At 70.6% G+C, this 26,411-nt stretch carries 20 protein-coding genes and 1 pseudogene; 7 read left to right on the top strand and 14 right to left on the bottom strand.

The annotated features are described in order from the left end of the window. A pseudogene (locus tag VF794_RS37650) lies at positions 1-2,343 on the bottom strand (hypothetical protein); the annotation flags it as partial. A gap of 129 nt (positions 2,344-2,472) precedes the next feature. Further along, positions 2,473-3,837: a peptidase MA family metallohydrolase gene (locus VF794_RS37645; RefSeq protein WP_331118178.1), complete on the bottom strand. Its 1,365-nt coding sequence runs from the start codon at positions 3,835-3,837 to the stop codon at positions 2,473-2,475. Positions 3,838-3,910: 73 nt separating this feature from the next. Between VF794_RS37645 and VF794_RS37640 the strand changes: the two genes are divergently transcribed. Next, positions 3,911-4,822, top strand: coding sequence for an Imm52 family immunity protein (locus VF794_RS37640; protein WP_331118176.1), 912 nt, complete (start codon positions 3,911-3,913; stop codon positions 4,820-4,822). A gap of 62 nt (positions 4,823-4,884) precedes the next feature. Here VF794_RS37640 and ilvA read toward each other — a convergent pair whose 3' ends face one another. Both ilvA and VF794_RS37630 read right to left on the bottom strand, forming a co-directional pair. After that, a complete protein-coding gene (gene ilvA / locus VF794_RS37635; RefSeq protein WP_331118174.1) occupies positions 4,885-6,099 on the bottom strand; it encodes a threonine ammonia-lyase in 1,215 nt (404 codons plus the stop codon). 81 nt (positions 6,100-6,180) lie between these two features. Further along, the gene (locus tag VF794_RS37630) at positions 6,181-7,410 is read right to left on the bottom strand and encodes a Glu/Leu/Phe/Val family dehydrogenase (protein ID WP_331118172.1); all 1,230 of its coding nucleotides are present in this window, start codon (positions 7,408-7,410) and stop codon (positions 6,181-6,183) included. Between the two features lie 60 nt (positions 7,411-7,470). Here VF794_RS37630 and VF794_RS37625 point away from each other — a divergent pair, with 60 nt between their 5' ends. Beyond that, positions 7,471-7,962, top strand: coding sequence for a helix-turn-helix domain-containing protein (locus VF794_RS37625; protein WP_331118170.1), 492 nt, complete (start codon positions 7,471-7,473; stop codon positions 7,960-7,962). A gap of 15 nt (positions 7,963-7,977) precedes the next feature. Here VF794_RS37625 and VF794_RS37620 read toward each other — a convergent pair whose 3' ends face one another. Then, complete coding sequence (locus VF794_RS37620; protein ID WP_331118168.1) at positions 7,978-10,395, bottom strand: protein kinase domain-containing protein; 2,418 nt, start codon at positions 10,393-10,395, stop codon at positions 7,978-7,980. Positions 10,396-10,476: 81 nt separating this feature from the next. Beyond that, entirely contained in the window at positions 10,477-12,915 is a 2,439-nt protein-coding gene (locus VF794_RS37615; protein ID WP_331118166.1) for a DEAD/DEAH box helicase, read from the bottom strand. Between the two features lie 68 nt (positions 12,916-12,983). On the opposite strand from VF794_RS37615, the gene VF794_RS37610 reads away from it, so the two are divergent. After that, complete coding sequence (locus VF794_RS37610) at positions 12,984-14,075, top strand: RNA polymerase factor sigma-32 (RefSeq protein ID WP_331118164.1); 1,092 nt, start codon at positions 12,984-12,986, stop codon at positions 14,073-14,075. 13 nt (positions 14,076-14,088) lie between these two features. Here the strand turns inward: VF794_RS37610 and VF794_RS37605 are convergent, their stop codons facing one another. The 3 genes from VF794_RS37605 to VF794_RS37595 all read right to left on the bottom strand — a co-directional run bounded on the left by VF794_RS37605 (position 14,089) and on the right by VF794_RS37595 (position 16,903). After that, a complete protein-coding gene (locus tag VF794_RS37605; protein WP_331118162.1) occupies positions 14,089-15,483 on the bottom strand; it encodes a sugar dehydrogenase in 1,395 nt (464 codons plus the stop codon). A 64-nt stretch (positions 15,484-15,547) separates the two neighbouring features. After that, positions 15,548-15,958: a YkgJ family cysteine cluster protein gene (locus VF794_RS37600; RefSeq protein WP_331118160.1), complete on the bottom strand. Its 411-nt coding sequence runs from the start codon at positions 15,956-15,958 to the stop codon at positions 15,548-15,550. 81 nt (positions 15,959-16,039) lie between these two features. After that, a complete protein-coding gene (locus tag VF794_RS37595) occupies positions 16,040-16,903 on the bottom strand; it encodes a nucleotidyltransferase (protein ID WP_331118158.1) in 864 nt (287 codons plus the stop codon). A gap of 505 nt (positions 16,904-17,408) precedes the next feature. On the opposite strand from VF794_RS37595, the gene VF794_RS37590 reads away from it, so the two are divergent. Next, the gene (locus tag VF794_RS37590) at positions 17,409-17,693 is read left to right on the top strand and encodes a hypothetical protein (RefSeq protein WP_331118156.1); all 285 of its coding nucleotides are present in this window, start codon (positions 17,409-17,411) and stop codon (positions 17,691-17,693) included. Positions 17,694-17,717: 24 nt separating this feature from the next. Here the strand turns inward: VF794_RS37590 and VF794_RS37585 are convergent, their stop codons facing one another. After that, positions 17,718-19,268 (bottom strand): MBL fold metallo-hydrolase, encoded by a 1,551-nt coding sequence (locus VF794_RS37585; protein WP_331118154.1) that lies wholly within the window; start codon positions 19,266-19,268, stop codon positions 17,718-17,720. Positions 19,269-19,403: 135 nt separating this feature from the next. Here VF794_RS37585 and VF794_RS37580 point away from each other — a divergent pair, with 135 nt between their 5' ends. Next, positions 19,404-20,120, top strand: coding sequence for a DUF6683 family protein (locus tag VF794_RS37580; RefSeq protein WP_331118152.1), 717 nt, complete (start codon positions 19,404-19,406; stop codon positions 20,118-20,120). Between the two features lie 37 nt (positions 20,121-20,157). On the opposite strand, the gene VF794_RS37575 is transcribed toward VF794_RS37580, so the two are convergent. From VF794_RS37575 to VF794_RS37560, 4 genes are all read right to left on the bottom strand, one after another. Beyond that, positions 20,158-21,723, bottom strand: coding sequence for a beta-ketoacyl synthase N-terminal-like domain-containing protein (locus VF794_RS37575; protein WP_331118150.1), 1,566 nt, complete (start codon positions 21,721-21,723; stop codon positions 20,158-20,160). Positions 21,724-21,768: 45 nt separating this feature from the next. Then, positions 21,769-22,599, bottom strand: a complete 831-nt coding sequence (locus VF794_RS37570; protein ID WP_331118148.1) for a hypothetical protein — start codon at positions 22,597-22,599, stop codon at positions 21,769-21,771. Positions 22,600-22,696: 97 nt separating this feature from the next. Beyond that, positions 22,697-23,398, bottom strand: a complete 702-nt coding sequence (locus VF794_RS37565; RefSeq protein ID WP_331118146.1) for a hypothetical protein — start codon at positions 23,396-23,398, stop codon at positions 22,697-22,699. 9 nt (positions 23,399-23,407) lie between these two features. Continuing rightward, a complete protein-coding gene (locus VF794_RS37560) occupies positions 23,408-23,668 on the bottom strand; it encodes a molecular chaperone DnaJ (protein WP_331118145.1) in 261 nt (86 codons plus the stop codon). Positions 23,669-23,722: 54 nt separating this feature from the next. On the opposite strand from VF794_RS37560, the gene VF794_RS37555 reads away from it, so the two are divergent. Next, positions 23,723-24,481 carry a DUF4159 domain-containing protein gene (locus VF794_RS37555; RefSeq protein WP_331118143.1) on the top strand — a complete coding sequence of 253 codons (759 nt, stop codon included), beginning with the start codon at positions 23,723-23,725 and terminating at the stop codon, positions 24,479-24,481. 20 nt (positions 24,482-24,501) lie between these two features. Then, the coding region (locus tag VF794_RS37550) for a glutamine amidotransferase (protein ID WP_331118141.1) at positions 24,502-26,411 on the top strand (1,910 nt) is incomplete at its 3' end.

The following is a 26,411-nucleotide window of genomic DNA, read 5'->3' as shown; positions in this document are numbered from 1 at the left end:
GGCCTCCAGCACGGGCTGCTCCTCGACGGGAGCGGACCACTCGGGCTGGGCCTCCAAAACAGGCTGCTCCTCGACGGGAGCGGACCACTCAGGCTGGGCCTCGGCGGGGGCAGCGGGCTCGGCGGAAGCCCACTCAGGCTCGGCCTCCAGCACGGGCTGCTCCTCGACGGGAGCGGACCACTCGGGCTGGGCCTCCAAAACAGGCTGCTCCTCGACGGGAGCGGACCACTCAGGCTGGGCCTCGGCGGGGGCAGCGGGCTCGGCGGAAGCCCACTCGGGCTCGGCCTCCAGGACAGGCTGCTCCTCAACGGGAGCGGACCACTCGGGCTGGGCCTCGCTGGACGCGGCTTCCTCCGTCTCCGGCTGGTGGCCCCACGTGCTGCTGGCCGAGATGAACTCCGGAGAGCTCACGAACTCCGCCGCGCTCTCCAGCGGGAGGCTCTCACCGGAAACCCCGCCCTCGCCGCTCCAGCTATCGCTGCTCTCCAGCGGCACGGGCTCGGAGGACACGCTCGTCTCGCTCTGCTCGGAGTGACCCAGGAACTCGTTCGCGCTGGCGAGCGGGAGGGGCTCGTTCGGATCCCCGCTCAAGTCGTACATCGCGTCGGCCGTGGACGTCGTCTCGTCGAAGGGCTGGGTGGCCTTGGGATCGTACGAGTCGGTGAACTCGACGGTGTCCGCCTGAAGGTCCGGCGCGACCTGCACCGGGCGCAGCTCCAGCGAGGGCACATGCTCTTCGGACGGGAAGGCCGGGGTGGGCTCCACGTCGGCGCTGGCCTCGTAGGCCATCGCGTCCTCGGAAGTCTCCCAGGGCATGTCCGTCGCCGAGGCCGCACCCGTGCTCGGCTCCGCCTCGATGGCGGAGAGCTCGAGCGTGGGCGTTTCGTCAGCCGCCGAGCCGGACAGCATCGAGGTCGAGGCGCCGAGCCCGGGGGCGGGGAGCGCGTTGGCCGGGTCGAGCAGGGCGACATCACCGGTCGGATCCGCGGGGATCGCGTACGACGCGGTGACTTCCATCGGATCCATCTCGAGCAGGGCTGCGTCCGAGGACTCCTCATCGGTGGAGAACGGCTCGGGTTCCGTCACGGGGTCCCCGTAGTCCGATCCGGCCTCATAGGTCGGCGCAGGGGTCGCGGCGGTGCCCGACTCCTGGTTCTCCACCGCGAGCGGTGCGGAGCTCCACTCGTCGACGACCGGGGTCGTGGGCTCCTCGGCGAGCACCGGCTCGGCCTCGGAAAGCTCCATCATCTCCGGCTCGGCCTCGGAGAACTCCACCACTTCCGGCTCGGCCTCGGCGTATTCCACCACCGCCGGCCCGGCCGGGGGCTCCTCCTCGACGGCGCTCTGGAGCCTCTCGATGTCCGAGGGCATCACCTCGAGCGTCCGGACGGGCACGAGCGGCACGTCGTTCACGGGCGGCGCGGACCGGTGCGAGGGAGTCGCCAGGTCGGAGTTGAGCGAGGAGAAGTCGTCCTCGCCCAGCTCGATGGGATCCGAGGACTCCAGCTCGGCCGCGTACTCCGGCTCGGCCGTCGGGGCCTCGGCCTGGGCGGGCGTATCCTCCCAGCCGCTCATGTCGACGGACTCGGGCTCGTCGAGCCGCTCGGGAAGAGGCGTGGCCTCGCTGACGGGCGTGACGTCGGTGTCGGTGACCTCGAAGACGTCCTCGGCCTCGGACGGGGCCGCCTCGAGGGGCACGGCGCTGGGGTAGGTGACCTCGGGCTCCGGCTCCGCCCAGGGCGCGGGCGCGCTCAGCGCGGGGATCTCGAGGTTCTCGCTCTCCAGGGTGATCTGGACCGGGTCCTGCACCGGCTGCACGGGCTGCGGCACGTAGATGGGCGTGGCCTGTGGCGCGGGGGCGGGCGACTGCTCGGCGTAGTCAGGCGCGTAGGCCTGCTCCTGCGGAGCGTAGGGCTGGTGCGGGTCGTAGCCCTGGGTGGGGTAGGCGTACCACTGGCCATCGGCGCCGTAGTAGCCCTGGGGCTGCTGCGCGTAGGCCTGGTTGGGATCTTCGCCCTGGGCGGGGTAGGCGTACCACTGGCCATCGGCGCCGTAGTAGCCCTGGGGCTGCTGCGCGTAGGCCGCGTCGTAGCCCTGGTTGGGATCGCCGGAGGGCGTGTAATCAGCCGGGTAGGCGTACCACTGGCCGTCGGTGCCGTAGTAGCCCTGAGGCTGCTGGGCGGGGTCCACGACCGCGTTCGTCTCCTGCACGGGATCGGCCTGGGAACCCAGGACGCCCCGCAGCTCGTTCAGACGAGCTTCCTCCGCGGGGGAAAGATACCCCCGCGTCCGCTTCTCTTCCAGGAAGCGAAACTCCCTCATCTCCGCACGCGTGTCGGACATCCGTCACCTTGCTGCGGACCCGGGACCGGAAGGCTCCAGCCGCAGCGCTCTTGCAAAAAATTTCCGCGTCGGAGTGTAGGGGAGTCACCGGGAGGGGTAAACTTCGCGGATGTGGAATCCGCCCGCCCGCTACCTCCGCGAGAGAGCGGACGCGAGGGATTCCTCCAGCTGCGCGACGCTCCGCCCGTACTTCTGCTGGAGGGCTTCCTCGAAGGGCGTGCCCTGGCCCACTTCGCGGATGAGGCCGAGCAGCCGCTCGGGCCCTCCCTCGCGCATCAGCTCCCGGACGGCGACCGCGGAGGTGCCATAGGCGAGCCCCGGGTCGCTCTGCTGGATGAGGGCCTGCCCGGCCATGTCGGAGAGGCGGGGGAGGCGGCCAGCCTGCGAGGCGCCCCGCATGCGGGCGGCCAGGGCGCGGGGCGGATTCTCGCTGCCCAGGTAGCGCCACTCCACGTACTCGGCGAGGCCCTCGTTGAGCCAGATGGGGACGTGCTGGCCGCCCGAGGCGGCGCGCACGAGGTCATCCACCACGGAGTGGACGTACTCGTGGACGAGGGTGGCCTTGGTCTCCTGGGTGAGCTCGGCGGCGTCGTTGATGCGGATGGCGCCGTCCGAGTACAGCCCGGCCACCATGCGCGCCAGCGCGCTGCCCTGGTGGGTACGGAACTCCTCGCGGGTGTAGAGGATGACGTCCACCGGGGCCTCGCGCGACTCGCCCAGCACCTGGCGGGTGTGGAAGTAGGCCTCGTCGAGCGCGCCGACGATGCGGCCCTCGTATTCGGCACGCTGGCCGAAGTCGCGCGAGTTGTTGAAGTACTTCACGACGAAGCGGCCGTTGGCACGGGTGCGCATGCCGTCCTCGCTCACGCCGGACTCGTAGGAGAGGCCGGAAGAGGCGGAGGCGGGTTGGACGGAGCCCTTCTTGTCCTCGCTCTCGCCGGTGAAGCGCCGCTCGATGGCACGGGCCTGGGCGCGCGCCTCGGTCTCCTCGGCGGACTGGCCACGGGCCTTCTGCATCAGCGCCCGGGCCTTGGCGGCCTCGGGTGAGCGCGGCGGCACCTTCTCCAGCACGGCGAGGGCGCCCTTGGGGTCCTTGTCCTCCAGGAGGAGCCGGCCCAGCTCCAGGGCGAAGTGGCCCTCCTTGGGGAAGCGCTCCAGTCCATGCCGCAGGGCCTCCTCGGCGGAGCCGCGCTGGTCGGTGGCCAGCGCGGTGCGGGAGACGCAGCGCAGGCCCGGGGCGGTCTCTTCGAAGGCCACGGAGCGCTCGCCGAGCGAGTACGCCATCACCGTGTCGGAGCCGGCGAGGGCCTCACAGCCCTTGAGGAGCGAGGCGGCGATGACGCGACGCTGAGGGGCCTCGTAGCCCTTGGGGTCCACGGAGGAGTAGGCGAGGTACAGCTCCTCCCACGCCTTCTGCGAGGCGAGCTTCTGGGCCTGGGCGGGCGGGGGAGGGGGAGAGGCGGAGAGCAGGGCGGCGAGGAGCAGGGCGCGCATGGCGCGCAGTATCGCCGAGCCGGGGCCCCGGAACGAAGGGGGGGGAGACAACGCCCTTCCAAGGAGGTTGACCATGTTCCCGCGGCCGTGTGTCCAGGGTTCGCACGAGTGGGGAGGCCCTCGGACCTTGCTGGTCATGGTGGCCCTGGTGGTGCTGGCCGGGTGTGCCACCGGTACACCCCGGGGAGGGTGGATGTCGGGGCGTGCTGGGGCGCAGCGGGTCGGAGCGGACGCCCTTCTGGCCCCCATTCCGGAAGCTCCGAGCGGCGTCGATGAGGACGAGGTGGGGCCCTTCTACGCGATGGAAGGCGGACGCCTGTGGCCGGTGGACGCGGAGCTGGAGGTACCCCGAGCGGCGCTGCCACTTGGCCCGTACGTGCCGGACGACGGCGTGGTGCTGCCAGCGCTGGAGGGAGCGGGGCTGGCGCTGGTGGACACGGTGGAGGGCCTCTACCGGCTCGTCTTCCACACGGGGGATACCCTGAAGGGACTCACCCGGCTGCCGGGGGCCGTGCGGCAGCTCGTCCAGAATGCCCCCGAGTATTGGGTGGCCTTCCGCCACAAGCCGCCCGGCGAGCAGGTGCGCGACATCTCACGTCTCACCGCGCACGTGCTGCTGATGGTGGGCAGTGGGGGCGCGGGGGCGGGGACGGGAGCGGCGAAGGCTGGCTCCGTTGGGGGCAGGCTGGGCCGGCTCGCCGCGCCCGTCTTCTCGCTGACGGGAGAAGGGGTAGTGGCGCTGCGGCTGGTAGGGGTGCCCGGGCGGGTGGTGGCGTTGGCGGGCGAGGTGCTCAACGCCACGTATGTACTGAGTGTGGCCACCACGGGAGCCGTGGCCGTCAGTGGGGGCAGGCTCATTCTCACGCCGGAGCGGTTCAACGGACATGAGCCGGAGTACGTGGCCCTGGCGGATCGGCTACGCGCGTCGCTTGATGGAGCGGGATTGCTGAAGGAGTCCATCATCTCCCCGCGAGCCCCGACGTAAACCCCGGGTGCTCACGGGAACGTCACGCCACGCACGGTGAGGGTGCCCGCTCCACCCGCCTCTCAGGTCTCTTCCGCGACCTGCCAGCCGTTCTGCGTCAGGCTGCCGATCAGCTCCTGGATGTGGCCGCGGCCGCGCGTCTCCAGCGTCACCTCCACGGCCACCTCGCCCAGGCCCGCCTTCGAGAAGGCGCGGTTGTGGTAGATCTCCACGATGTTGGCGCCCTGCTGGGCGACCTCGGCGGTGAGCCGCGCGAGCATTCCCGGCCGGTCCGGCATGCGCACCACCAGCCGCACCAGCCGCCCGTCCTTCACCAGGCCGCGCTCGATGATGCGGCTGACGAGGTTGACGTCGATGTTGCCGCCGGAGATGAGCAGCACCACCTTGCGGCCGCGCGCCGAGGGAATCTTCCCGTTGATGAGCGCCGCCAGGCCCACCGCGCCCGCGCCCTCCACCACCGACTTCTCCCGCTCCAGCAGCAGGAGGATGGCGTTGGCGATCTCCTCCTCGTCCACCGTGACGATGTCGTCCACGTAGCGGCGGATCATCTCGAAGGTGTAGTCGCCGGGGCGCTTCACCGAGATGCCGTCCGCGATGGTGGTGCCGGCGGGCAACTCCGTCAGCTTCCCCGCGTCCACCGAGGCCTTCATGCTCGCGATGGCCGAGGCCTGCACGCCGATGACCTTGATGCGCGGGTTGGTCTCCTTGAGCGCGCACGCCACCCCGGAGATGAGCCCGCCGCCGCCGATGGGCACCACCACCATGTCCATGTAGGGAATCTGCTCGAGCAGCTCCAGGCCGATGGTGCCCTGGCCGGCGATGATGAGCGGATCATTGAAGGGGTGGATGAAGACGCGGTTCTCGCGGTCCTGGATGCGCAGGGCCTCGGCGTAGGCCTCGTCGAAGTTGCTGCCGTGCAGCACCACCCGGGCGCCGTAGGAGCACGTGCGTGTCACCTTGATGAGCGGGGTGCGCTCCGGCATGACGATGGTGGTGCTCACCCCCTGGCGGCCGGAGTGATAGGCGAGCCCCTGCGCATGGTTGCCCGCCGAGGCGGCGATGACACCGCGGGCCCGCTCGTCCGGCGTGAGGGTGAGCAGCTTGTTGAGGGCGCCGCGCTCCTTGAAGGCCCCCGTGCGCTGGAGGTTCTCCAGCTTGCAGAACAGCGCCGCGCAGTCGGTGAGCTCCTTGAACTGCTCCGACCTCGGGCAGGGAGAGCGGTAGACGGCTTCACCGATGCGCTGCTGGGCGTCTTCGATTTGCTGGAGCGTGACCATGTCTGTGTCGCGCCTGATAACCGATGCGGTGCCCGGGCGAAAGGGGAGGGGACTTCGGGCCGACGCCTGTCCGCCTGCCCGTCAGATGCCGCGCAGCACCGTGGCCTTGCCCACACGGCCGATGGCCAGGATGAATGCCGCGGTGCGCAACGTCACCTTGCGCGAGCGCGCGAGCTGGGCCACGCGGTCGTAGGCTTCCTTCATCGTCCGCTCCAGCTCCGCGTTCACCCGCTCCTCCTCCCAGGACAGGTGCTGGAGATTCTGCACCCACTCGTAGTAGCTGACGGTCACACCGCCCGCGTTGGCGAGGATGTCCGGCACCACGAGCACGCCGCGCTTCTCGAGAATCTCGTCGGCCTCGGGATCCGTGGGGCCGTTGGCGCCCTCGATGATGAGCCGGGCGCGCACCGTGTGGGCGTTGTCGCGGCGCAGGGTATTGCCGAGCGCGGCGGGGATGAGGACGTCGCAGTCGGCGGCCAGCACCTCGTCGTTGGCGCAGGCTTGGCCCCCGCCAAAGCCGGTGACGGTGCCGGTGCGCTTCACGTGCTCGAAGAGGCCGGGGACGTCCAGGCCCTGCGGGTTGTACACGCCGCCGTACACGTCCGACACGGCCACCACCACGCCACCGTCCTGCCACACCAGCTGCGCGGTGTGGCTGCCCACGTTGCCGAACCCCTGGATGGCGAAGCGCGTGCCCTTCATGGGCATGCCCGTGTCGCGGAGGATCTCCCGGGTGATGTAGAGCAGCCCGCGCCCGGCGGCCGAGTCACGGCCCTTGGAGCCGTACAGCTCCATGGGCTTGCCGGTGACGACGGCCGGCGAGTGCCCATGGTAGCGCGAGTACTGGTCCATGATCCACGCCATCACCTGGGGGTTGGTGTTGACGTCGGGGGCGGCGATGTCCCGGGTGGGACCGATGAAGTCCTGGATCTGATCCACGTACTTGCGGGTGAGCCGCTCCATCTCCTTGAAGGAGAGCTGGGTGGGGTCCACCGCGATACCGCCCTTGGCGCCGCCGTAGGGCAGGTTCACCACGGCGGTCTTCCACGTCATCAGCGAGGCGAGCGCCACGCACTCGTCCTGGGTGACGGAGGGGTGATAGCGCAGGCCGCCCTTCATGGGACCGCGGCTGTTGTCGTGCTGGATGCGGTAGCCGTGGAAGGTGCGGATCTCCCCGCTGTCGAGCTCGATGGAGACCTGGACCTTGACCTCGCGCAGGGGCATGGCGAGCAGCGTCTCGATGCGCTCGCCCACGTCCATGATGCGTGCGGCCTTGCGGAAGTAGTAGTGAATACCTTCGACGGCTTGCATGGCCGGGATGCTCTCCTGGGCGAGACCTTATCAGATGGGGTGCGCTAGCATGGGTTGGCCATGCGCTCCAGTTCCCCGACAGCCCAGGATGCGAGCGGGCACCTCCAAGGGCTCGCGCGCCGCATCCGGACGCTGCGGGAGCGGCGAGGGCTGACCCAGGAGGACTTCGCCGTCCGCTGTGGCATCTCCGTGAGCTTCGCCTCGCTGCTGGAGCGGGGGGAGCGCAGCCCCAGCTACGAGACGCTGGTGCAGGTGGCGGGGGCGCTGGGCGTGCCTCTGGCGGACCTCTTCCGGGTGGAGGAGGACGAGGTGGCGGGGGCGCACCGGCTGGTGGAGTTGGTGCGGGAGCGGGGCCTGACGCGAGCGGAGGTGGATCGGCTGCTCGCGGTGGCGGAGGCGATGTTTGGCGGCAGGGAGCCAGGAGCACCGCCAGCCGAGGAGGCCCCGCGCTGCAAGGAGGCGGGCTGCGAGAAGCCCGTCCTGGCGAAGGAACTGTGCGCGGCGCACTACCACCGGGCGCGGAGGGCGAAAACGGGAAGACCCTCCCCCTAGCCCGCTCCCGCCGTCCTACCCGTTCCAGATGGCCTGGACCCGTGCCCTCACCTGACGCCGACCCTCGGCGAAACCCGGGAGCGCGCGCAGGGAGGCGAGCGCGGGGCAACGGTCGGTCCACTCCAGGTCGATCAGGGCGGTCTCGGCGGCGCGCAGGAAGTAGCCCAGGGCCTTCTCCGGCTGTCCGGTGAGGCAGAGCTGCTCGGTGGCGAGCTGGCGCAGGAGCGAGGCGAACCGGGGGCTGAGCGGCCGGGTGAGCATCTCATCCATGGGCGCGAGCGAGGCGAGCACGTCCAGCTCGCCGAGCACGGCGGAGGCGTAGCGGAAGCCATTGCGGGCGACGGGCGCGTTCTCGTCCTCCAGGGCGAGCTTGCACTCCCGGACGCCCTCCAGCTCTCCCCTCCAGGCGGAGACGCGCAGCCGGAGCATCAACCCCGGGACCCGGTAGGAGTTGAACGTGGCGAGCCGCTCCATGGCTTGGCGGTAGTCGTCCAGCTTCCCGCGCAGGGCGCTACAGCGGGCGAGTTCGAAGAGGCTCAAGCCCAGCCGGGAGTCGAGTTCGAAGGCCCGCCGCAGGAGGACGAGCCCCTCGTCGGCGCGTCCGGCCTCGCATTGCAGGCTGCCGAGGAATTGCATCGCCGCCGGGAAGGTGGGGGCGGCCTCCAGCGCGGCCCGTACGGCGAGCACGGCCTTGCGCCAGTCGGACTCCTGCCCGGCGAGCATCGCCCGGGCCAGGTGCGTCTCCGGCAGGTGGGGCGCCCGTTGCTCCAGGCGCGCGACACTGGCGCGGGCCACCTCCTCCCAGTTGCGCTCCGGGCCCGACGTGCCCACGAACCAGGTCCGCAGGCTCAAGAGGGCATGGAGCGCCAGCGCGGGAGACAGATTCGGCGCGAGCTCGAGGCACTGCTCCACCCACTCGAGGGCGGTGTCCGTGGCGTAGCCGGGGGTGAATCCCCGGACGAAGGCCTGGCGGAAGAGGGAGAGGGCCTCCGGCGGAGTGTCCCGGTGGAAGGCGATCCGAAGCTCGATGCGCAGCGCCTCGGCGATGCGTGGGCCCAGCCGGTCCTGGAGGGCGAAGGCGTCCGAGGAGGAGTCCTCGAAGCGCTCGCTCCAGAGCTGGGTGCCCTGGGCCGTCTCCACCAGGCGCACGGAGACGCGCACCAGGGGGCCGGCGCTCTGCACCACGCCGTCGACGAGGAAGGCCACACCCAGCTCGCGGGCCACGGCCCGGGGCTCGCGCTCGGTGCGGAAGCGCGCGGTGGTGCCGCTGCTGGGCACGCGTACGCCCCGGGTGTGCGAGAGCCCGTCGATGAGCGCGTCGGTGAGGGCCTCGCCCAGGTACGCCTGCTCCTGGGGGCCCTGGAAGCGCAGCGGGAGGATGGCCACGCCCTGCTCGCCCGTGCTGGTGCCGGTGCTGGTGGGCCAGGAGGTGCTACGCACGAAGGTAGGGGCGTCGGGCTGGGTGGGCGGAGCGGACAGGCCGGGGTTCGTCACGAGGAGCGGGCTCGTGGTGGTCGACTCGCCGGTGCTCTCCAGCCACGCGCGCAGCGCCTGGGCGAGCTGCGCGGCGCTCGCGGGGCGACCCTCGGGCTCGCGGGCGAGGCAGCGCAGCACCAGCTCGGCGAGCGCGTCCGGCACGGCCGCCTTCGTGCGCGGGTCCGGCGGAGGCTGACGCAGGCGGGCGAAGGCGACGGCGAGCGGCGAGTCCCCGGAGAAGGGCATCGCCGCGGTGAGCAGCTCGTAGAGCATCAACCCGACGGCGTACAGGTCGGTGCGTGCGTCCACCTCGCCGCCGGAGAGCTGCTCCGGCGCCATGTACATGGGCGTACCGGCGGTGCCCTGGGTGTGCTGGGCGGCCTCGTCCGCGAGGGCCCGGGCGATGCCGAAGTCGGTGAGGACGATGCGCCCGCCCTTCTCGACGAGGACGTTGGCGGGCTTGAGGTCGCGGTGCACCACCCCGGCGGCATGGGCGGCGGCCAACCCCTCGCACACCGCGAGCACGATGCGGGTGGCGCGGGCCGGAGCCAGGGCTCCCTCCCGGGCGAGGAGCGAGCGCAGGTCCACGCCCTCCACGAACTCCATGGTGAGGAAGTGCTGGCCTTCGTGCTCCCCCAGGTCGTGCATGCGCGCCACGTTGGGGTGGGAGATGCGGCGGGCGAGGCGGACCTCGCGGCGGAAGCGCTCCACGGCCTCGGTGCCAGGGTCCTTGCCGAGGTCCAGCGTCTTGAGGGCCACCAGGTCGCCGACGAGCACGTCCCGGGCCCGGTACACGCGGCCCATGCCACCGCGGCCGACGAGCGCCTCCAGGGCATAGCGCCCGGCGAAGCGCTCCGAGGGCACGGCGTCCGGCACGGCACCGCCTTCCCGCCGCACGGCGGGCGTCAGCAGGGTGGCGTGAGAGTCGGGAGGAGGAGCGGAGCTGTCGTCGGACACGGCGGAACGAGTCTAGGCGATCCGAGGAGAAGGGGCTCGGGGCGGGGGCGGAGCGGACCGCGACCCCGCCCCCCGAGCCAGCTAGCGGCGGCGGGCGCGCTCGAGCTTGAGCGTCTTCTCGCCGTGCTGCTTGCCGTTGAGCGCCTCGAAGGCGGGCACGTCCTCATCGGCGATGAAGACATAGGCGTAGGTGGGCTTGAGCTCCACGCGCTGCACCTTGCCCGCGGGGGCACCCATGCCCTCCAGGGCGGTGGTGAGGCCCGCCTCGTCCAGGCCGTCGGAGCGGCCCAGTCCTACCCACAGGCGCGCCTGGCCGGGCACCTCGGGAGTCTCCTGGCGCTCGGTGCGCTCGGGGCGGGGCGGGCGCTCGCGGGTGCCGCGAGGCCGGTGTTTCTCCACCTTGAGCGTCTTCTCGCCGTGCTGCTTGCCGGTGAGGGCCTCGAAGGCGGCGGCCTCCGTCTCGGGCACGTAGGCGTAGCCGTAGTGCGAGCGGAGCACCGCCTTGTTCACCTTGCCCGCGGGGGCGCCAGCGGCCTCCAGGGCGGCGGTGAACCTGGCCTCGTCCAGGCCGTCGTCCATGCCGAGGTTGAACTTCAACTTCACCTCGCCGGGGCCGGCGTCGGGCGAGGGCGGCGGCCGGTTCGGGTCGCGCTCACCGCGCGGCCGGCTCTTCTCCACCTTCAGCGACTTGTCCTTGTACGACTTGCCGTTGAGGGCCTCGAAGCCCGCCAGGTCTCCCTCGGCGATGAAGACGTAGGAGAAGCCCGGCTTGAGGTCCGCGCGCACCACCTTGTCGGTGGGGGCACCGGCCTCCTCCAGAGCGGTGACGATGCTGCCGGGCCCCAGGCCATCCTCGGTGCCCAGGTTCACCCACAGCTTCACCTCGCCAGGGCCGGCCTCCATCGAGGAGGGGCCACGCTCCGGGCGATCCCTCCGGGGCGGCCGCTCGGTGCGCTCCCGCCGCTCGCCGCGCTCACGCGACTCGCTGGCCGGTTCCGCGCGGGTCTCCCGACGCTCCTCGCGCCGAGGAGGCCTGTCGCGATCCCGGTCGCGGGGACGCTCGCGGTCGCGCTCGCCGCGCTCCTTGCGGCGGCCCTCGGGGGCGCGCTCATGACGGGGCTCGGTGCGCTCGGGCTCGCCGGCGGCCTGGGCCTTCTCCATGCGCAGGTGGCTGAAGAAGTACTTCAGCAGGAAGGCCATCAGGTCATCCGCGTCCGGCCGGGTCTTGAGCAGCGCGGCCAGGGGCAGGAAGCCCTCGAAGATGGAGTCGGAGGCGGCCTCGCGGATCTCCCGCACGTGGCGCTCGGCCCACAGGCGCATGGCCTCCTCGGGGGCGGGCATCTCGCGCTTCTCGAACTTGATGCCGAACTTCTTCTCCAGGACGGTGTACGTGGCCAGCTCGCGGCCGGAGAAGAGGTTGATGGCGGTGCCCTTGTTGCCGATGCGGCCGGTGCGGCCCACCCGGTGCAGGTACACGGCCGGGTCCTCGGGCAGCGAGTAGTTGATGACGTACTCGAGGCCGGAGATGTCGATGCCGCGCGCCGCGATGTCCGTGGCCACCATGAAGGCCACCTCGCCGCGCTTCACCTTGCCCATCACCCGCTCGCGCTCCTTCTGCGGCAAGTCCCCGTTGAGCAGGTCCGCGTCGAAGCCGTTGCGGTTGAGCACCGCCGTCACCAGCGCCGTGTCATCCCGGGTGTTGCAGAAGATGATGGCGTTCTGGGGCTCCTCGGCCTCCAGCACGTAGATGAGGTTGCGCGGCTTGGGCAGCGCGTCCGACACGTCGTAGCGGATGTGGTGGATGTGCTCGACGGTGAAGACGTCGCCGGAGAGCAGCAGCGTCTCGGCGTTCGTCGTGTAGCGGGCAATCAGGTTCTGGATGTCCGTGGGCACCGTGGCGCTGAAGAGCAGCACCTGCCGGTCCTTCGGAAGACGGTCGAGGATGCGGGTGACTTCCTCGTAGAAGCCCTGGTTGAGCATCTCGTCGGCTTCGTCGAGCACCGCGTGGGTGCAGCCCTCGAGCTTGAGGTTGCCGCGGTTGATGTGGTCGAACACCCGGCCAGGCGTGCCCACGATGATTTGAGTGCCCTCGTCCAGGGCATCCTCCTGCTGCTTCATGGAGGCGCCGCCGTAGATGGCCGCCACCTTCACGCCCTTGTGCTTGCCCAGGGAGGCGAGCTCCTCGGACACCTGGAGCGCCAGCTCGCGCGTGGGGCAGAGGATGAGGGCGCGAACCCGCTTGTCCTCCGAGGAGATCTTCTCCAGCAGGGGCAGGCCGAAGGCGGCCGTCTTGCCCGTGCCGGTCTTGCTGCGCACGATGAGATCCCTGCCGTCCATGACGGGCCGGAAGGCCTTGGCCTGGACGGGCGTGGGGTGGGTGTAGCCGCGCTCCGCGATGCCACGCCGGAGGGGCTCGGAGAGGTTCAGGTCATCGAAGCTGACATCCGCGACGTACTCGGCGGGGCGGGTCGACGCTTCGGCAGGGGTTCCCGGTTGTTCCGGGTCTTGAATGTCGCTCATCAGGTAGGGGCATAACCCCTGCATTACCCTCTGGCAACAATCGGCTCACTTTGCATAAGGAACACCCCATGGCGAATGGGCGGAAGAAAACGGGAAGCACCGGCCCCAAGACCCGGGCGAAGCGGCCCACCGCGGCCCCTCCTCCCGAGGAGGCCGAGGTGTTGGAGGCCGATTCCACCGAGCCGGAACCGGACGCCGTCGAGCCAGCCCCCGAGGAGCTGGAAGAGGTCGACGCCGAGGTGGAGGAGGTCGTCACCCCCGCTCCCAGGGCCCTGGCGCGGGCGGGGGAGTCGGCGCTGACCCGGGCCGATCCCCTCCAGGCCTACATGGCGGAGGTGCACCGGCACCCGCTGCTCACCCGAGAGGAGGAGGGGGAGCTGGCCAGGCGCTTGAGGGACACGGGGGACGTGAAGGCGGCCTACCGGCTGGTGGCGGCCAACCTGCGCCTGGTGGTCAAGCTGGCACACGAATACCACCGCAACCCGCTGTCCCTGCTGGACCTGGTGCAGGAGGGCAACATCGGCCTGATGCAGGCGGTGAAGAAGTACGACCCGGAGCGAGGGGTGAAGCTCAGCTCCTACGCGGCCTGGTGGATTCGCGCCTACATCCTTCGCTACATCATGGACAACTGGAAGATGGTGAAGCTGGGGACGACGGAGGCCCAGCGAAAGCTCTTCTTCAAGTTGCGCCAGGAGCAGGAGAAGTTGTTGGCGCAGGGCTTCGAGGTGACGCCCAAGATGCTGGCCGAGCGCCTCAACGTCACCGAGCAGGACGTGGTGGAGATGGACCAGCGGCTGGGCCACGACGAGGTGTCGTTGGACGCGCCGGTGGGAGGGGACGACTCGGGGACGACTCGGGGAGACCGCTTCCTGCCCTCCTCGCAACAGGGCGCGGAGGAGCGCCTGGGCAACGAGGAGCTCAAGGCGCTCTTCCGGGAGAAGCTCCAGGAGTTCGCCAAGACGCTGGAGGGCAAGGAGCGCTTCATCTTCGAGAACCGGCTGAGCGCGGACGAGCCGCTGACGCTCCAGGACATCGGCGACAAGTACGGGGTGAGCCGCGAGCGGGCCCGGCAGATCGAGGCCGCGCTCATCAATCGGATGCGCGAGTACATGCGCGAGCACATCCCGGACTTCGACCTGGTGGCGGTCCCCAAGGGGTGAGAGCCGCCCGGGCTCACTGCTTTCGCAGCAGGTAGAGGGCGCCGGCCTTGTCGTCGCTGATGAGCAGACCGCCGTCGGCGGTGACGGCCACGTCCACGGGGCGGCCCCACACCTCCTGGCCATCCGGGGACACCCAGCCGGTGACGAGGTCCAGTTCCTGGCCGGGTTGGCCCGCCGCCGTGTCCCAGGCGAAGTACGCCACCTTGTAGCCGGTGCGCCGCGTGCGGTTCCACGAGCCGTGGTAGGCCAGCACCACGCCCGGGGTGTAGGGCGCGGGGAAGGCCGTGCCGTTCAGGAAGGTCAGCCCCAGCGGCGCCGAGTGCGCCTGGATGCCCTGGTCGATGCGGTCCATCCGGCCGCAGTCCACCGTCCCCGTGCGGTTGAGGTCGTAGTCGCGATCCAACGGCATCTGCTCCAGCTTGCTCGACGTGTCCGGGGTGGGGTTGCAGAAGGGCCAGCCGTAGTGGCCGCCCTCGCGCACGCGGGTGAGGGCCTCGGGCGGATGGTCGTCCACGTACGGGGCCACCACCTTCCCGTACTGGCCCGTGCTGTCGTTGTGCGGATAGGGGATGTTGTCGCGCGCGTTCACCGTCACCCAGAGGGTGTCGGTGCCGGGCACGAAGGCCAGGCCCTCGGCGTTGCGCAGGCCCCGCGCGAAGAGCCGCCCCGCGCCGCCATCCGGCCCGTGGAGGTAGACGGTGGCGCGCTCGGGGGTGCTCTGCGTGTCGCTCAAGCACACGTTGCAGGTGGAGGCGATGGAGACGTAGAGGCGCCCCGTCGAGTCGACCGCGATGTTCTTCAGCTCGTGTCCGTAGCGGCCCTTGAGCTCGGGCGAGCTCGAGTCCGGCAGGCCCTCCACCATCACCTCGGCGGCGCGGCGCTGCGTGTCGCCGGGCTGCCAGGGCGAGCGTGTCACCCGGTGCGTCTCGGCCACGTACACCCAGGTGGTGCCCCCCCGGGTGTGGAAGACGAGGTCATGCGGGCGGCGCAGGCCGGTGGCCCAGGCGAGCACCTCGGGGGGCTGTCCGGGCTTGGGGCGCACCAGGTGCACCGTGCCGGACGCGGGCTCCGACACCAGCACGTTCCCATCGGGCGCCACCGCCATGAAGCGCGCATTCGGCACGCGCGCGAAGACGGAGATGGAGAAGCCGGGCGGCACGGTGAGGGTGCGCGGCGAGTCGAAGGGGTGGTCGCGCAGGCTCTCCTGGACCGTCACCGGCACCTGCACGCTGGCGGCCGCGGGAGACGCCGCCTGGGGGGCTCCCGGGCCCGGGCCCGGGTCGGGGACCGCGGGGGGCGGTGGGGCTTCCGGGGTGGAACCGGAATCGGCGGGACTCTTCTTGGAGGAGTGGCAGCCGGAGGCGGACAACCACAGCAGGATGGTGGCGGGGAGGAGCCAGTGACGCATGCCGGGGAAGCTAACGGGCCCCCCGCGGGCCTCCAATCACTCCGGTGTCGCTCCGTCGCCCACGCTACGAAGCGTCGCTACCGCGCCGTGCGGCGCCGTGGCGACCGCGGAAGTGACGGTCCAGATAGTCTTCCACCTCCGGGGGGCGCTCCGAGCCCGCGGCGGCGAGCAGGGCGTGCGCGCCGTCCACCACGGCGAGGGCCTCGTCGAGGGACACCTCACCCTCGGAGAGCGCGGTGAAGAGGTTGCAGTGGTAGCGACGGCAGCCCTCGGGACGCTGCGCGTAGGCGGTGCACCGGCGCCCGTCCAGCGCGGCGCAGCGCTGGGGGAGCACCGAGGTGCCATCCTCTCGCTCCCTCACGGGCAGCCCGAGGGCCTTCAACGGAGCGGCCTCGGTGTGTCGCAACGGCACGTGGGTGAAGAGGGTGCCGTCGCAACACAGGCCGCAGCGCAGACAGAGCGTGGTGAGGGGCATGAGGGGACCTCGGTTCAGGGGAACCCGGGTCCCCCCTTGCTAGTCGTGGACAGCCAGGCGAGCAAGGGCTGGGGCGTGCGCCTAATCCTTCTTGTAGAAGTCGCGGTACGTCGAGACTTCCTCGATGCGCGCGTCGGTGTAGCCCCAGTGCTCGACGTCCACACCATACTGTCCCTTGGCGATCAACATTCCCCGGCAGAGCTTCTTCTTCTCGGGCTCGTTGTGCTGGTTGCGAGCGCGCTCGAGGAGCTCGTCCCACACCCAGCGGGGCACGTGGTCGCGCTGGCCGGGGTAGCTGAAGCGGTAGAAGGTCAGGTGGGCCAGCAGCACCTCCCAGTGCGGCTCGAACCGCATCATCAGGTGCTTCCAGTCCATCTGCTTGCCGCGTGCGAGGATGAGGTGGTTGATGTCGGTGCCGTCGAAGCGCTCGCGCTCGCAGACGAAGGCCTTGGACCAGATGATGTCCTCGGGCGGCGCCACCAGGATGGGCAGCCCGTGGACGACGCCCGGGTGGGCCCGTTCGATCCACAGGTCATCCACCAACGCCACGCCGTTGCCGGAGCCGAAGATGAGGTCGGCGAAGTACTCGTCGTTGGCGTAGGCCTTCGCGATCCACACCGGGTCGTGCATGTTCGTCTGGAAGCCCATGCTGCCCAGGGATTCCATCGCACGCTCCACGTGCTCGCGCTTGAGGAAGATGTCCAGGTCCTTCGTGTCTCGATAGATGCCCGTATAGAGATGGAGGGCATAGGCGCCCGCCACCACGAAGGGAATCTCGGCGTTCTTCAGGGTGCTGAGCGCCAGCAGGTGCGCGCCCCGTTCGATGGGCGGGCGTTGATCCGCCTGCATCGGAGGCGGGGCCTTGCTCGGCTTGCTCGACTGCTCGGAAGACGCCTGCGTGCCCTCCGCCCCCGCTTGCAGCTTGTCCGTGTCTTGACCGTTCATTGCGCGCCCTCGGTGTCCTGGCGAGTAGGGTAGGTGTGGAGGCGGCCAGGGGCAGGATGGCGGATGATTCACCAGCCTGGTCGGCTGCTCTCCAGGCGGCTCAAGCCTGACCGGCCCAGAGAGCCATTCCGGGTTCCGATCCATTCACGGCCCGCTCCGCATGGCGGTAGGCGCGAGCCTTGGAGGAGGACTCGACCTTCATCTGCTCGCCCCGGGGACCGTGGAGCTCCAGGTGATAGCCCCCCTCACGCTCACCCTCGTTCGCGATGTTCCAACCTGCCTGCCGGATGTGCTTCTTGCAGGCTCGCCCTCGTCCTTTCATGGCGACCTCCTCCCGTGGGTCACGGCCGTCTGCCCGGTCCGTGCTACAGCCGTTGAAGATCAGTCCCCTGGGGCGGACGTGCATGGCGCGCCCATGGCCTCGGGCTTGGGTGCTCGCTCATCGGCCCGGCGCGTGGCGAGGAGCGCGGGGCGGTCACATGGTGAGGCCAGAGAGGGTAGCGACATGGCACTCCCCAGACACGTAGATGAAGCCGCGGACAAGCTGCACGAGGCCTTCGCTCGAATCGAGGAGGCGCGCGCGAAGCCGCCGAGCCCGGAGAGCCTGCACGAGTGGCTGGCCGCGCTCACGGACTACGCCGAGGCGTTGATGGACCTGCACGAGTTCACCAACGAGTCGGTCCACGAGAAGCTGCACGTCCTGGCGGGCCTGCTCAACCTGAAGCAGTTCCCCGAGGAGCCCCTCCGGGAGATCGGGCCGACGCTCGAGCCCGAGTCGCGGAGCCACTGAGCCCGGGCGCCCGAGCGCTCCCCGTCACGCTCCGCGCCGTCCCGGCATGTCGCCGAAGGGCCAGACGAAGCCGGGATGGTGGAGGAGCTCGGGAGCCTTGCGTCCTCGCCAGGAGAGGGCCTCGCCGGGGCGGAGCAGCAGGGCCTGGGGCCCGTGGCCCACCTGTCGGCGCACCTGCTTGAGCCGCTCGGGGAAGGGGTCCGCGTCCGGGTTCTCGTCCAGGGTGCTGGCGCCGTTCACCGGCTCGCCGGGATAGCCCGGGTAGCGGGGGCCCATGCCCTCGCGCCAGTACCAGGGGGCGCCGCCGTCCGCGCAGGGCACCACGTAGCGCGCGCCGAGCAGCTCGCCATAGTGCAGGGCCTCCTCGGGCCCGGCCATGAGCTGCTGGGGGCTGGCGAGTGCGTCCAGGGGCACGTCGACGAGGTAGGCGTCCAGGGTGGTGTAGCCGAAGAAGAGCGGCTTGAGGCGGAAGCCCCGGACGCCGCAGAAGAGCACGTCCACCGGGCCCTCCTCGCGGAGCTGGCGGCAGACGTCGCGCATGTCCCCGCGCACGTCGTGCCCGGCATCCGCGAAGAAGGCCGCGGAGAAGCCCGGTGCGCGCACCAGCCAGGTGTTCCCCTCGTTGAAGAGGCCCGGGTAGAGGCCCTCGCCGTCCGTGGGCTGCTCGCCATGGAAGGGAAGGGCGCGCACGGTGATGTCCCCCACCTGGCGCTCCTCGCCCCAGCGCAGGGCCTCGACACGCGTGTAGCCGAGCTGCTTCAGTCGCAGGACGCAGTCGGTGGAGAAGAGGCTCTCGCGCTCCACCGTCGGCACGAAGACGCGGGTGTCGCGCGGGAGCTGGAGCAGCGAGCCCAGGTGGAAGTGATCCCCGTGTGAATGGGTGATGACCACCGCGTCCACGGGGCCAAGGTCCCTGGGCTGGAGGGGCTGGTAGTCCGGCCGGTCGAGCCCGCTGGCGGGGCGGAAGTACGGGTCCACCAGGACGCGCGCCTGGGCGCTGGCCACCAGCACGGTGTTGTGGCCCACGAAAAGGGCTCCGGGAGTGGGCACCTCCACCGGCCCATCATGGCGGACGAGCCAGCCAGCGCTCGACAGGTCGGCGAGCAGCTCTCCCACCGCGGGCACGGCGGCGAGGGCCCGCAGCTCGGCCCTGGTGGCACCGCGGGCCAGCGTGGCGAAGAGATCGGCGAGGGCCGGCCATTCGCGGGCCTTCACGGGAAAGTCCAGCCCCATCTGCTCCTGGCGCAGGTGGAGGACGCGGGGTTTGTGCCGCACCGCGTCGGGAAAGAGCACCTCGGGCCGCAGCGGGCGCCGGCCGCCCCGCCGCCTGCCGTCGGTGCAGAGCGCGGCATAGTGGGGCGTCTCCTCCAGCCAGCGCACGAGGGCCCTGGCCTCGCGAAGGGAGCGCTCGGGCCCCAGCTCGGCGAGCCGCTGTTTCAAGGGGAGATGGGCCTGGCGCACGGGTCGGGCGGTGGGGCCCTGGATGCTGCACCCCAGATCCTCGTGGTGTTCCGCCTCGGTACGCGCCGAGGCGAGAACCGCGAGACTGACACCACGGGGGAGGGTGAGTCGCATGAAGGAGCACGTACCAACCCGGGGTAGGGGTGGCCAGCGCATTCGCCACGCGGCTTGCCCTGCCTCACTCGCTGTGATGATGCTGCATGTTCTCCGGATGACATCGCGTATCCGCGGCATGGAGGGGGAGCAGAGATGAGCGGCTTGTCCACAATGGTCTTCACCATCGCGACGGTGTGTGTCCTGCTCGGCTCGGCCGGGGCGGGCGCGCAGCCCCTCAGCCCCTACAGGCAATACAGCGGGAACGTGCTCATCAACGGCAACCTCAAGCCGGTCTTCCAGAAGCAGTGGGATGGGAGCGGCCCGCGCTCACTGGTGCCGCTGTCGCTCTCGGCCTCGTCCTTCCGCTCCGTCGTGGGAGGCCCCTTCGTGCACAAGCGCCTGGCGGCCAGCGCCCAGGGCCTCGCGGGAGACCAACGCCAGGAGCTGGAGACCGCGCTGCTGGGGCTGCTGAAGGGGTACGAGCACCTCCTCGACCAACAGGATGAGACGCAGCTCAAGAACAACCTCGCCGGCGCCTTCAACTTCCTTTTCCTCCACTGCTACTACGTGCTCAAGAACGGCCAGTCGCTGACCGAAGCGCAGCAGGCGAGCATGCTGGAGCAGCTCAACACCGCCATCGGCATGGGCCTCAGCGAGCGGCGCCTGTCGGATCGCGACAAGCAGGAGCTGTACGAGGCGGCGGTGCTCTCGGGCTCCATCATCCTCGGCCTCTACAACGAGGGTCGGGACCTGGCGCGCCCGGAGCAGATGAAGACGGCCCGCGAGCTGGCCAAGGAGCTGCTGGAGCAGATGATGGGCATCACCTTCGAGAAGGTGCAGGTCACCGACGACGCGGTGCGAGTCCACTAGCGGCGGCGGGGGAGAAGGACCCCGCCACCGCGGGTGATCAGCGCCAGGGGCGCGAGATGACGCAGGCGTTGATGCCGCCCACGCCCATGGACAGCTTGCCGGCGCAGCCCTGGGGCGCGGCCACCGCCTGATCGAAGACGAACCGGCCATGGACGCGGCCGATCTCCTTGTTGAGCTCGGCCTCGGAGAGCGGCGTGGGGAACACCTGGCCCCGGGCATGGCCGAGGTACTGGGCCGTCAGCTCCCAGCCGCCGCCGGCGCCCATTCCGTGGCCGAAGGTGCCCTTGCGCGCCGTCACCAGCACCGTCTCGGGCAGCACCGCGCGCAGTGTCTCCACCTCCAGGTAGTCCCCCGGGGTGGCGGTGGCGTGCATGTCCCAGCTGCCCATGTCGGCCGGCGTCAGGCCCGCGGCCTGGAGGGCCTCGTGGATGGCCACGGTGGGGCCCTCCTTCGAGGGCGTGATGATGTGATCCGCGTCCGCGGTCACGCCCACGGTCATGGGCTCCATGCCCAGCGGCTTGAAGCCCTTGGAGGTGAAGTGCTCGAGGTCTCCGAGGATCCACACCACCGAGCCGCCGGCCACGTGCGTGCCGCGCAGGGCCGTGAGCGGCTTGGACACGGCGCCGTCCGCGCTCACCACGCGGGCGTTGTAGAAGCCGCCCACCACCAGCGGGTGCGGGGGCGGATCCGTCATGCCCATCACCACCGCCTTCGCGTCACCCCGGCGGATGGCATCCAGCGCCAGCTTCAGCCCGTAGCCGAACGAGGAGCACGCGGCCACCGGCGCGAACGTCATGCCGGTGAGCTTGCCCATCATCGAAATCTGCGACGCGGGGGTGTTGTGGATGTTCCAGAGAATCTCGGACGGCACCGCGTTCCACGGCGGCTCGGGGGCGCCCCACTTCTTCTGCAGGCGCTGGTTGCGCGTCCGCTTCTCCTTGATGACGCCCAGCTTGGCGGCCTCCACGTTGCCGCCCTCGACGCCCAGGCCCTCGATCTCCTTCTGCTCGGCGAGGAACTCGCGCAGCTCGGGGGACTGACCGGCCCAGAAGTGCCACCAGGCCTCCTCGGCCTCGTCGCGCACGAGCTCGTCCACGGTGGAGGGCTCGGGGGGAAGACCGGACAGCGGCTCGCGCGTCTCCTGCCAGCGGCGCAGGGCGCTGTTGCGCTCGGGGGCCGCCCAGAACCGGTCCCACCGCCGCTGGGCACGGTGCAGGTTCAGGGTGATGTCATGGATGGTCGGCAGGTCCCCCAGGCCGGTGCCCACGTACACGTGGGAGCGGGCCCCGAGTGCCTGAAGCTCCTGCTCCAGTCCCGGGTTCTGGCCCAGCGCCTGGATGAAGGAGCCGATGGCCATCTTCGTGGGCATGCCCATCTTCTTGTCGAGCTGGGCGAAGCGCGTGGTGGGGAAGCGCGCGTCGATCCACGGCTTGTACTCCGCGAAGTCGAACTCCGGCTGACCCACGAGGAAGTTGTTCGGACCGAAGCCACCCTCGAAGGGGGAGAGCCAGCTCTCCGACGATGCGAGGTTCTTCTCGAAGGCCTCGATGTTGCGGGACCGGGGCGCGACCACGCCCCAGCCGAAGATTCCCACTCTGCGCACGTTGTTACCCCTGCTGCCTGATATCGCCACGGGCCGGAGGCCGGCTCACAGCGGCTGGATCTTCAGGTTGTCGAAGAAGAGCTGGGCTTCCCAGCTCGAGAAGCCGAAGCGGTCATGCCCCTTGCCCTCGAGGGGGAGGGGGTCATCGAACTCCATGAACGGCTTGCCATCGATGGACCAGCGTAGCAACGAGCCCCGACGCTCGATACGCCAGCGATAGGTGCGGCCGATCTCCACCGGGTAGGGCCGGGCCTCCACGCGCATGTGCGTGTCCTTCCGGAACACGCCCGTCTCCACCAGGCCCTTGCCCCCGGCGCGCCGCTTCAGCGAGTCCAGCGAGGCCCCGTGCTCGTCCAGGCGCGCGATGATGGACATCGAGTTGTTCCATCCGCCGTGGATGAGGATGTACCCGGAGGCGTGATCCGTGCCGTCGCCGAAGACCTCCACCTTGATGTCGCCCTCGGGGGACTGGGAGCGCACGTCGAACTCGACGGCCACGTCGCGCGGCAGCTTCGCCTGGAGCCACAGCGGGTTGTTCTTCACGCCGGGCGAGAGCAGCTGCCCGTTCACCACGCGCCAGTGGCCGCCGGTGGCGAAGAAGTCGCGCTGCACCACCGAGGGGTCCGCGAAGTCCTGCGCGTAGGGCACGGTGGCGGTGGTGTCCGCCTCGCCCCGGAAGGCGTAGTGGAGGAGGGGGAACTGGATGAAGAGGATGACGGCGCCGAGCACGCCCCAGCCCTTGGGGGACAGCCCGGCGGGCTTCTTCCAGGGCCCCTGGGCGTCCGCGTCCGGGCTCTCGGAGGGAGCGCCCTCTGACTCGGGGCGCTGCGGCTCCTTCGCCTCGAGGTTCTTCTCCTTGCGCTTGGCCTGGCCCATCGATGTGGCTCGTCCCCGGGGGGTGGAGGGGGCGCGGACTCTACGCGCGGCCCCAGTGGAGGTAAAGGTAGACTCCGGCTGCCCGGTCGACGCCCCTTCAGGCGCCCCAGCGCTTCTCCAGGGCCTTCTGCTCGGCCTTGCGCTGCTGCAGCTTCTGACGCTCGGCCGCCTGGCGCTCGGCCTCCTCGGGCGAGGGCCGCACGGCGATCTGATAGACGCTTCCGGCCAGGGCGAAAAGTCCCGCGGCGATGATGACGCCCCAGGGCTGGCTGGCCATGGCGGTGACGAGCCCGCCGAACTGGTGCAGCGCCGCCAGCGCGCCGATGACGAGCAGCCACGCGCCCACGGCGGAGGAGAGGATGGCGGCCACCTGACGGTGCACCACCACCGCGACGAGGCCGCCGAGCAGCAGGCCCGGCACGAAGCCGAGGAGGTAGTCCTTGGGCCCGGCGATCTCCCCGCCGAGCAGCCCCAGGGGGATGCCCACGCCAACGAAGATGACGGCGGGCGGAAAGAGGACGCCGAGCACCGCCAGGACGGCCGCGGCGGCCGTGGGCAGACGCGGGTCCAACGGCTGGCCGAGCTTCGTGAGCAGCACGCCTGTCCAACCCAGGCCGATGAGCGCGCCCAGGGGACCCGCCAGCGCGCGGAACATGCGCCCACCGCCGAAGAGGAGCAGGATGATGCCCAGCGCGCAGCTCAGGATGCCGGCCCACATGGGCAGCAGCCGGTAGATGGCCACCCACCCGGAGGGGTTGAAGGTCTGGTAGGCCTTGAGGGCTTGGAGGTACGGTTCCACGACGGTGTCCTAGTAGCGCGTGGTGGCGAGCACCACGAGCAGCACGAGGATGAAGGCGGCCAGGGCCGCGAAGCCGTAGAGGGCGAGGGGCGTGGTGCCCCGGCGCAGCAGCTCCTCGGCCTGGGCTTTGTCCTCGGGGGTGGGATTGTCCGCCAGGATGCGTTCGGCCGCGTGCCGCGCGGCCAGCACGTCCCCGGACTCCTTGAGCTTCCACGCCTCCTGCATCCGGGGGGAGGCAGGGTCCTTCGGCGTCTGTCCGCCTTTCGCCATGGGGCCTCTCTATAGCGGGGAATGGAAGGGCGAGTCGACGGTATATAGAAACCCATGCCCGCGCGCCCCCTCAGCCGTCGACACCTCCTGCTCGGAAGCACGGCGCTCGTTCCGCTGCTGGCCGGACGTGCGTCCGCCTTTGGAGAGAAGAGCCGCTTCATCCCCGCCGTTGCCCGGCACGGTGGCCGGTGGGACGGTCGACTGTCCGGGCTCCGGCGCCTGGCCTGGGAGCTCCAGCGGCGCACCTCGGTGGAGGTGGTGCCGGACGCCCGGCCCTTCGCGCTCTCCAGCCCGGACATCTTCGAGTACCCCTTCCTCTACCTGGGAGGGGACGGGGGCTTCCCGCCCTTCAGCCTCGCGGAGGTGGAGAACCTGCGGCGCTACCTCACCTTCGGCGGCTTCCTCCTGGCGGACGCCAACGATGGCAGCGACGGGGAGGGCTTCGACGCCAGCTTCCGCCGCGAGATGGCGCGCGTGCTGCCGCAGAGCCCGCTGACGGCGGTGCCCTCCACCCACGTCGTCTTCAAGAGCTTCTTCCTGCTGGAGTCCGCGCCGGGACGGCTGCTCAACAAGCCACAGTTGCTGGCGGCCAACCTCGGCAAGCGCGCGGCGGTGATGTACTCGCAGAACGACGTCGCCGGGGCGTGGAGCCGCAACGAGACGGGCGATTATGAATTCGATGTGTCCCCGGGCGGCGAGCCCCAGCGCGAGCTGGCCATCCGCCTGGGTGTGAACCTCTGCATGTACGCGCTCTGCCTGGACTACAAGGACGACGCCGTCCACCTGCCGCTCATCCTCAACAAGCGTCGCTGACCCGAGGCCCCCCCCCCTTCATGGAAACCACCCCCTTCAATGCCTGGAAGCTCGTCAGCCTCTCGCCACTGCCCGTGTGGGCACTGGTGCTGCTGGGGGTGGGGCTCGCTCTTGGCGTGGGACTGGCGGCGTGGGGCCTGCGGCGCGAGCCGGCCCGCTGGCGGCGCTGGTCCCTGTGGGCGCTGCGCGTGGGCGCGGGCCTGGCGGCGCTCTTCTTCCTGCTGGAGCCCGGCATCCGCAACCTCCAGGTGGCGCGGATGAAGAACCGGCTGGCGGTGCTGGTGGACCGCTCGGCCTCGATGAACTTCCCGGTGGAGCCCGGCGGCATCACGCGCTCGGCGCAGACGGCCGCCTTCCTGGAGCGGGCCGCGCCGGAGCTGGCGGCGTTGCAGGATCGGTACACGGTGGAGCTGTACGGGTTTGATCCGGAGCTGTCGCCCACCACCGCCGAGGCGCTGGCGAAGGAGCCGGCGCGAGCGGGCACGTCGGATCTGCTGTCGGCGCTGCGCTCGGTGGGAGCGGGGGCGCAGGGAACGAAGAAGCTGGCGGGCGTGCTGCTGGTGAGCGACGGCGCGGACAACGTGGAGCTGGCCGGCGGGGCGGTGGGCCGGGCGCGAGCGGCGCTGGCGGACCTGGACGTGCCGGTGTCCACCTTCCTCGTGGGCAAGGAGGCCCTGAAGGACTTGGCCGTGGATCGGGTGAAGGTGGATGACTTCGCCTTCGTGCGCAACTCCATCACGGTGGAGGTGGAGGTGCACGGCCGGGGCTTCTCGGGGCAGGACGTGCCGGTGGTGCTGAAGCAGGAAGGCAAGGTGGTGGCGAGCAAGACGGTGCGCTTCGAGTCCTCGGACGATGTGAAGCCGGTGGGCTTCACCTTCACGCCGGACCAGACGGGGCGCTTCGTCTACACGGTGAGCATGCCCGTGTACCCGGACGAGGCGGTGGGGGACAACAACAGCCGCTCCTTCGTGCTGAAGGTGATTCGAGACCGCGTGCGCGTGCTGCTGGTGGTGGGCCGGCCCTCGTGGGACGAGCGCTTCCTGCGGGGCCTGTTGCGCCAGGACGCCAACGTGGACCTGGTGTCCTTCTACATCCTGCGGACGATGTCGGACGACCCGGGCGTGGTGAGCCAGGAGCGCGAGCTGTCGCTGATTCCCTTCCCGATGGAGGAGATCTTCGACACGAAGCTGGACACCTTCGACGTCGTCATCTTCCAGAACTTCGGCTACGCGGACCAATCGCTGTCGATCAACCAGTACGAGCGCAACCTGGAGCGCTACGTCCACAATGGTGGAGCGCTGGTGATGGTGGGCGGAGACGCGGTGTTGGGCGAGGGCCGCGCGAACATGCCCACGCTGTTCGAGGCACTGCCGCTGGAGGGAGCGGGCCCGGCGAACCCGGAGGGCTTCAAGGCGCGCCTGACGCCCGAGGGCCTGCGCCACCCGGTGACGGCGATGGCCTCGGGGGCGTCGAGCACGGAGGCGGCGTGGGCGGAGCTGCCGGCCATTCCCGGGGCGAATCTGGCGCGGGCGAAGCCGGGGGCGACGGTGCTGATGGACCACCCGTTCCTCACGGTGGATGGGAAGAACGCGCCGCTGGTGGCGGTGTGGGACTACGGCCGGGGCCGGGCGATGGTGCTGGCCACGGACGGGAGCTGGTACTGGTCCTTCACGGGGCACCGGGGTGGCTCGCCCAACCGTGCCTATGACCGCTTCTGGGGCAACGCGCTGCGCTGGCTGGTGCGAGACCCGGACCTGACGACGCTGAACGTGAGCGCGGATCCGCCCTCGGTGGAGCCGGGCAAGGCGGTGGGTGTGGTGGTGTCCTCGAGGACGTCGGACTACCAGCCGGCGCAGGACGCGCAGGTGAGGGTGGAGCTGGTGTCGGTGGACACGCAGAAGCCGGTGGCGGTGCAGACGGGACAGACGGG

Origin of the sequence: Archangium sp. (assembly GCF_036389735.1) — a bacterium.
In the GTDB taxonomy this organism is placed as follows: Bacteria; Myxococcota; Myxococcia; order Myxococcales; family Myxococcaceae; genus Archangium.
This window is presented reverse-complemented; position numbering and strand designations above follow the sequence as displayed.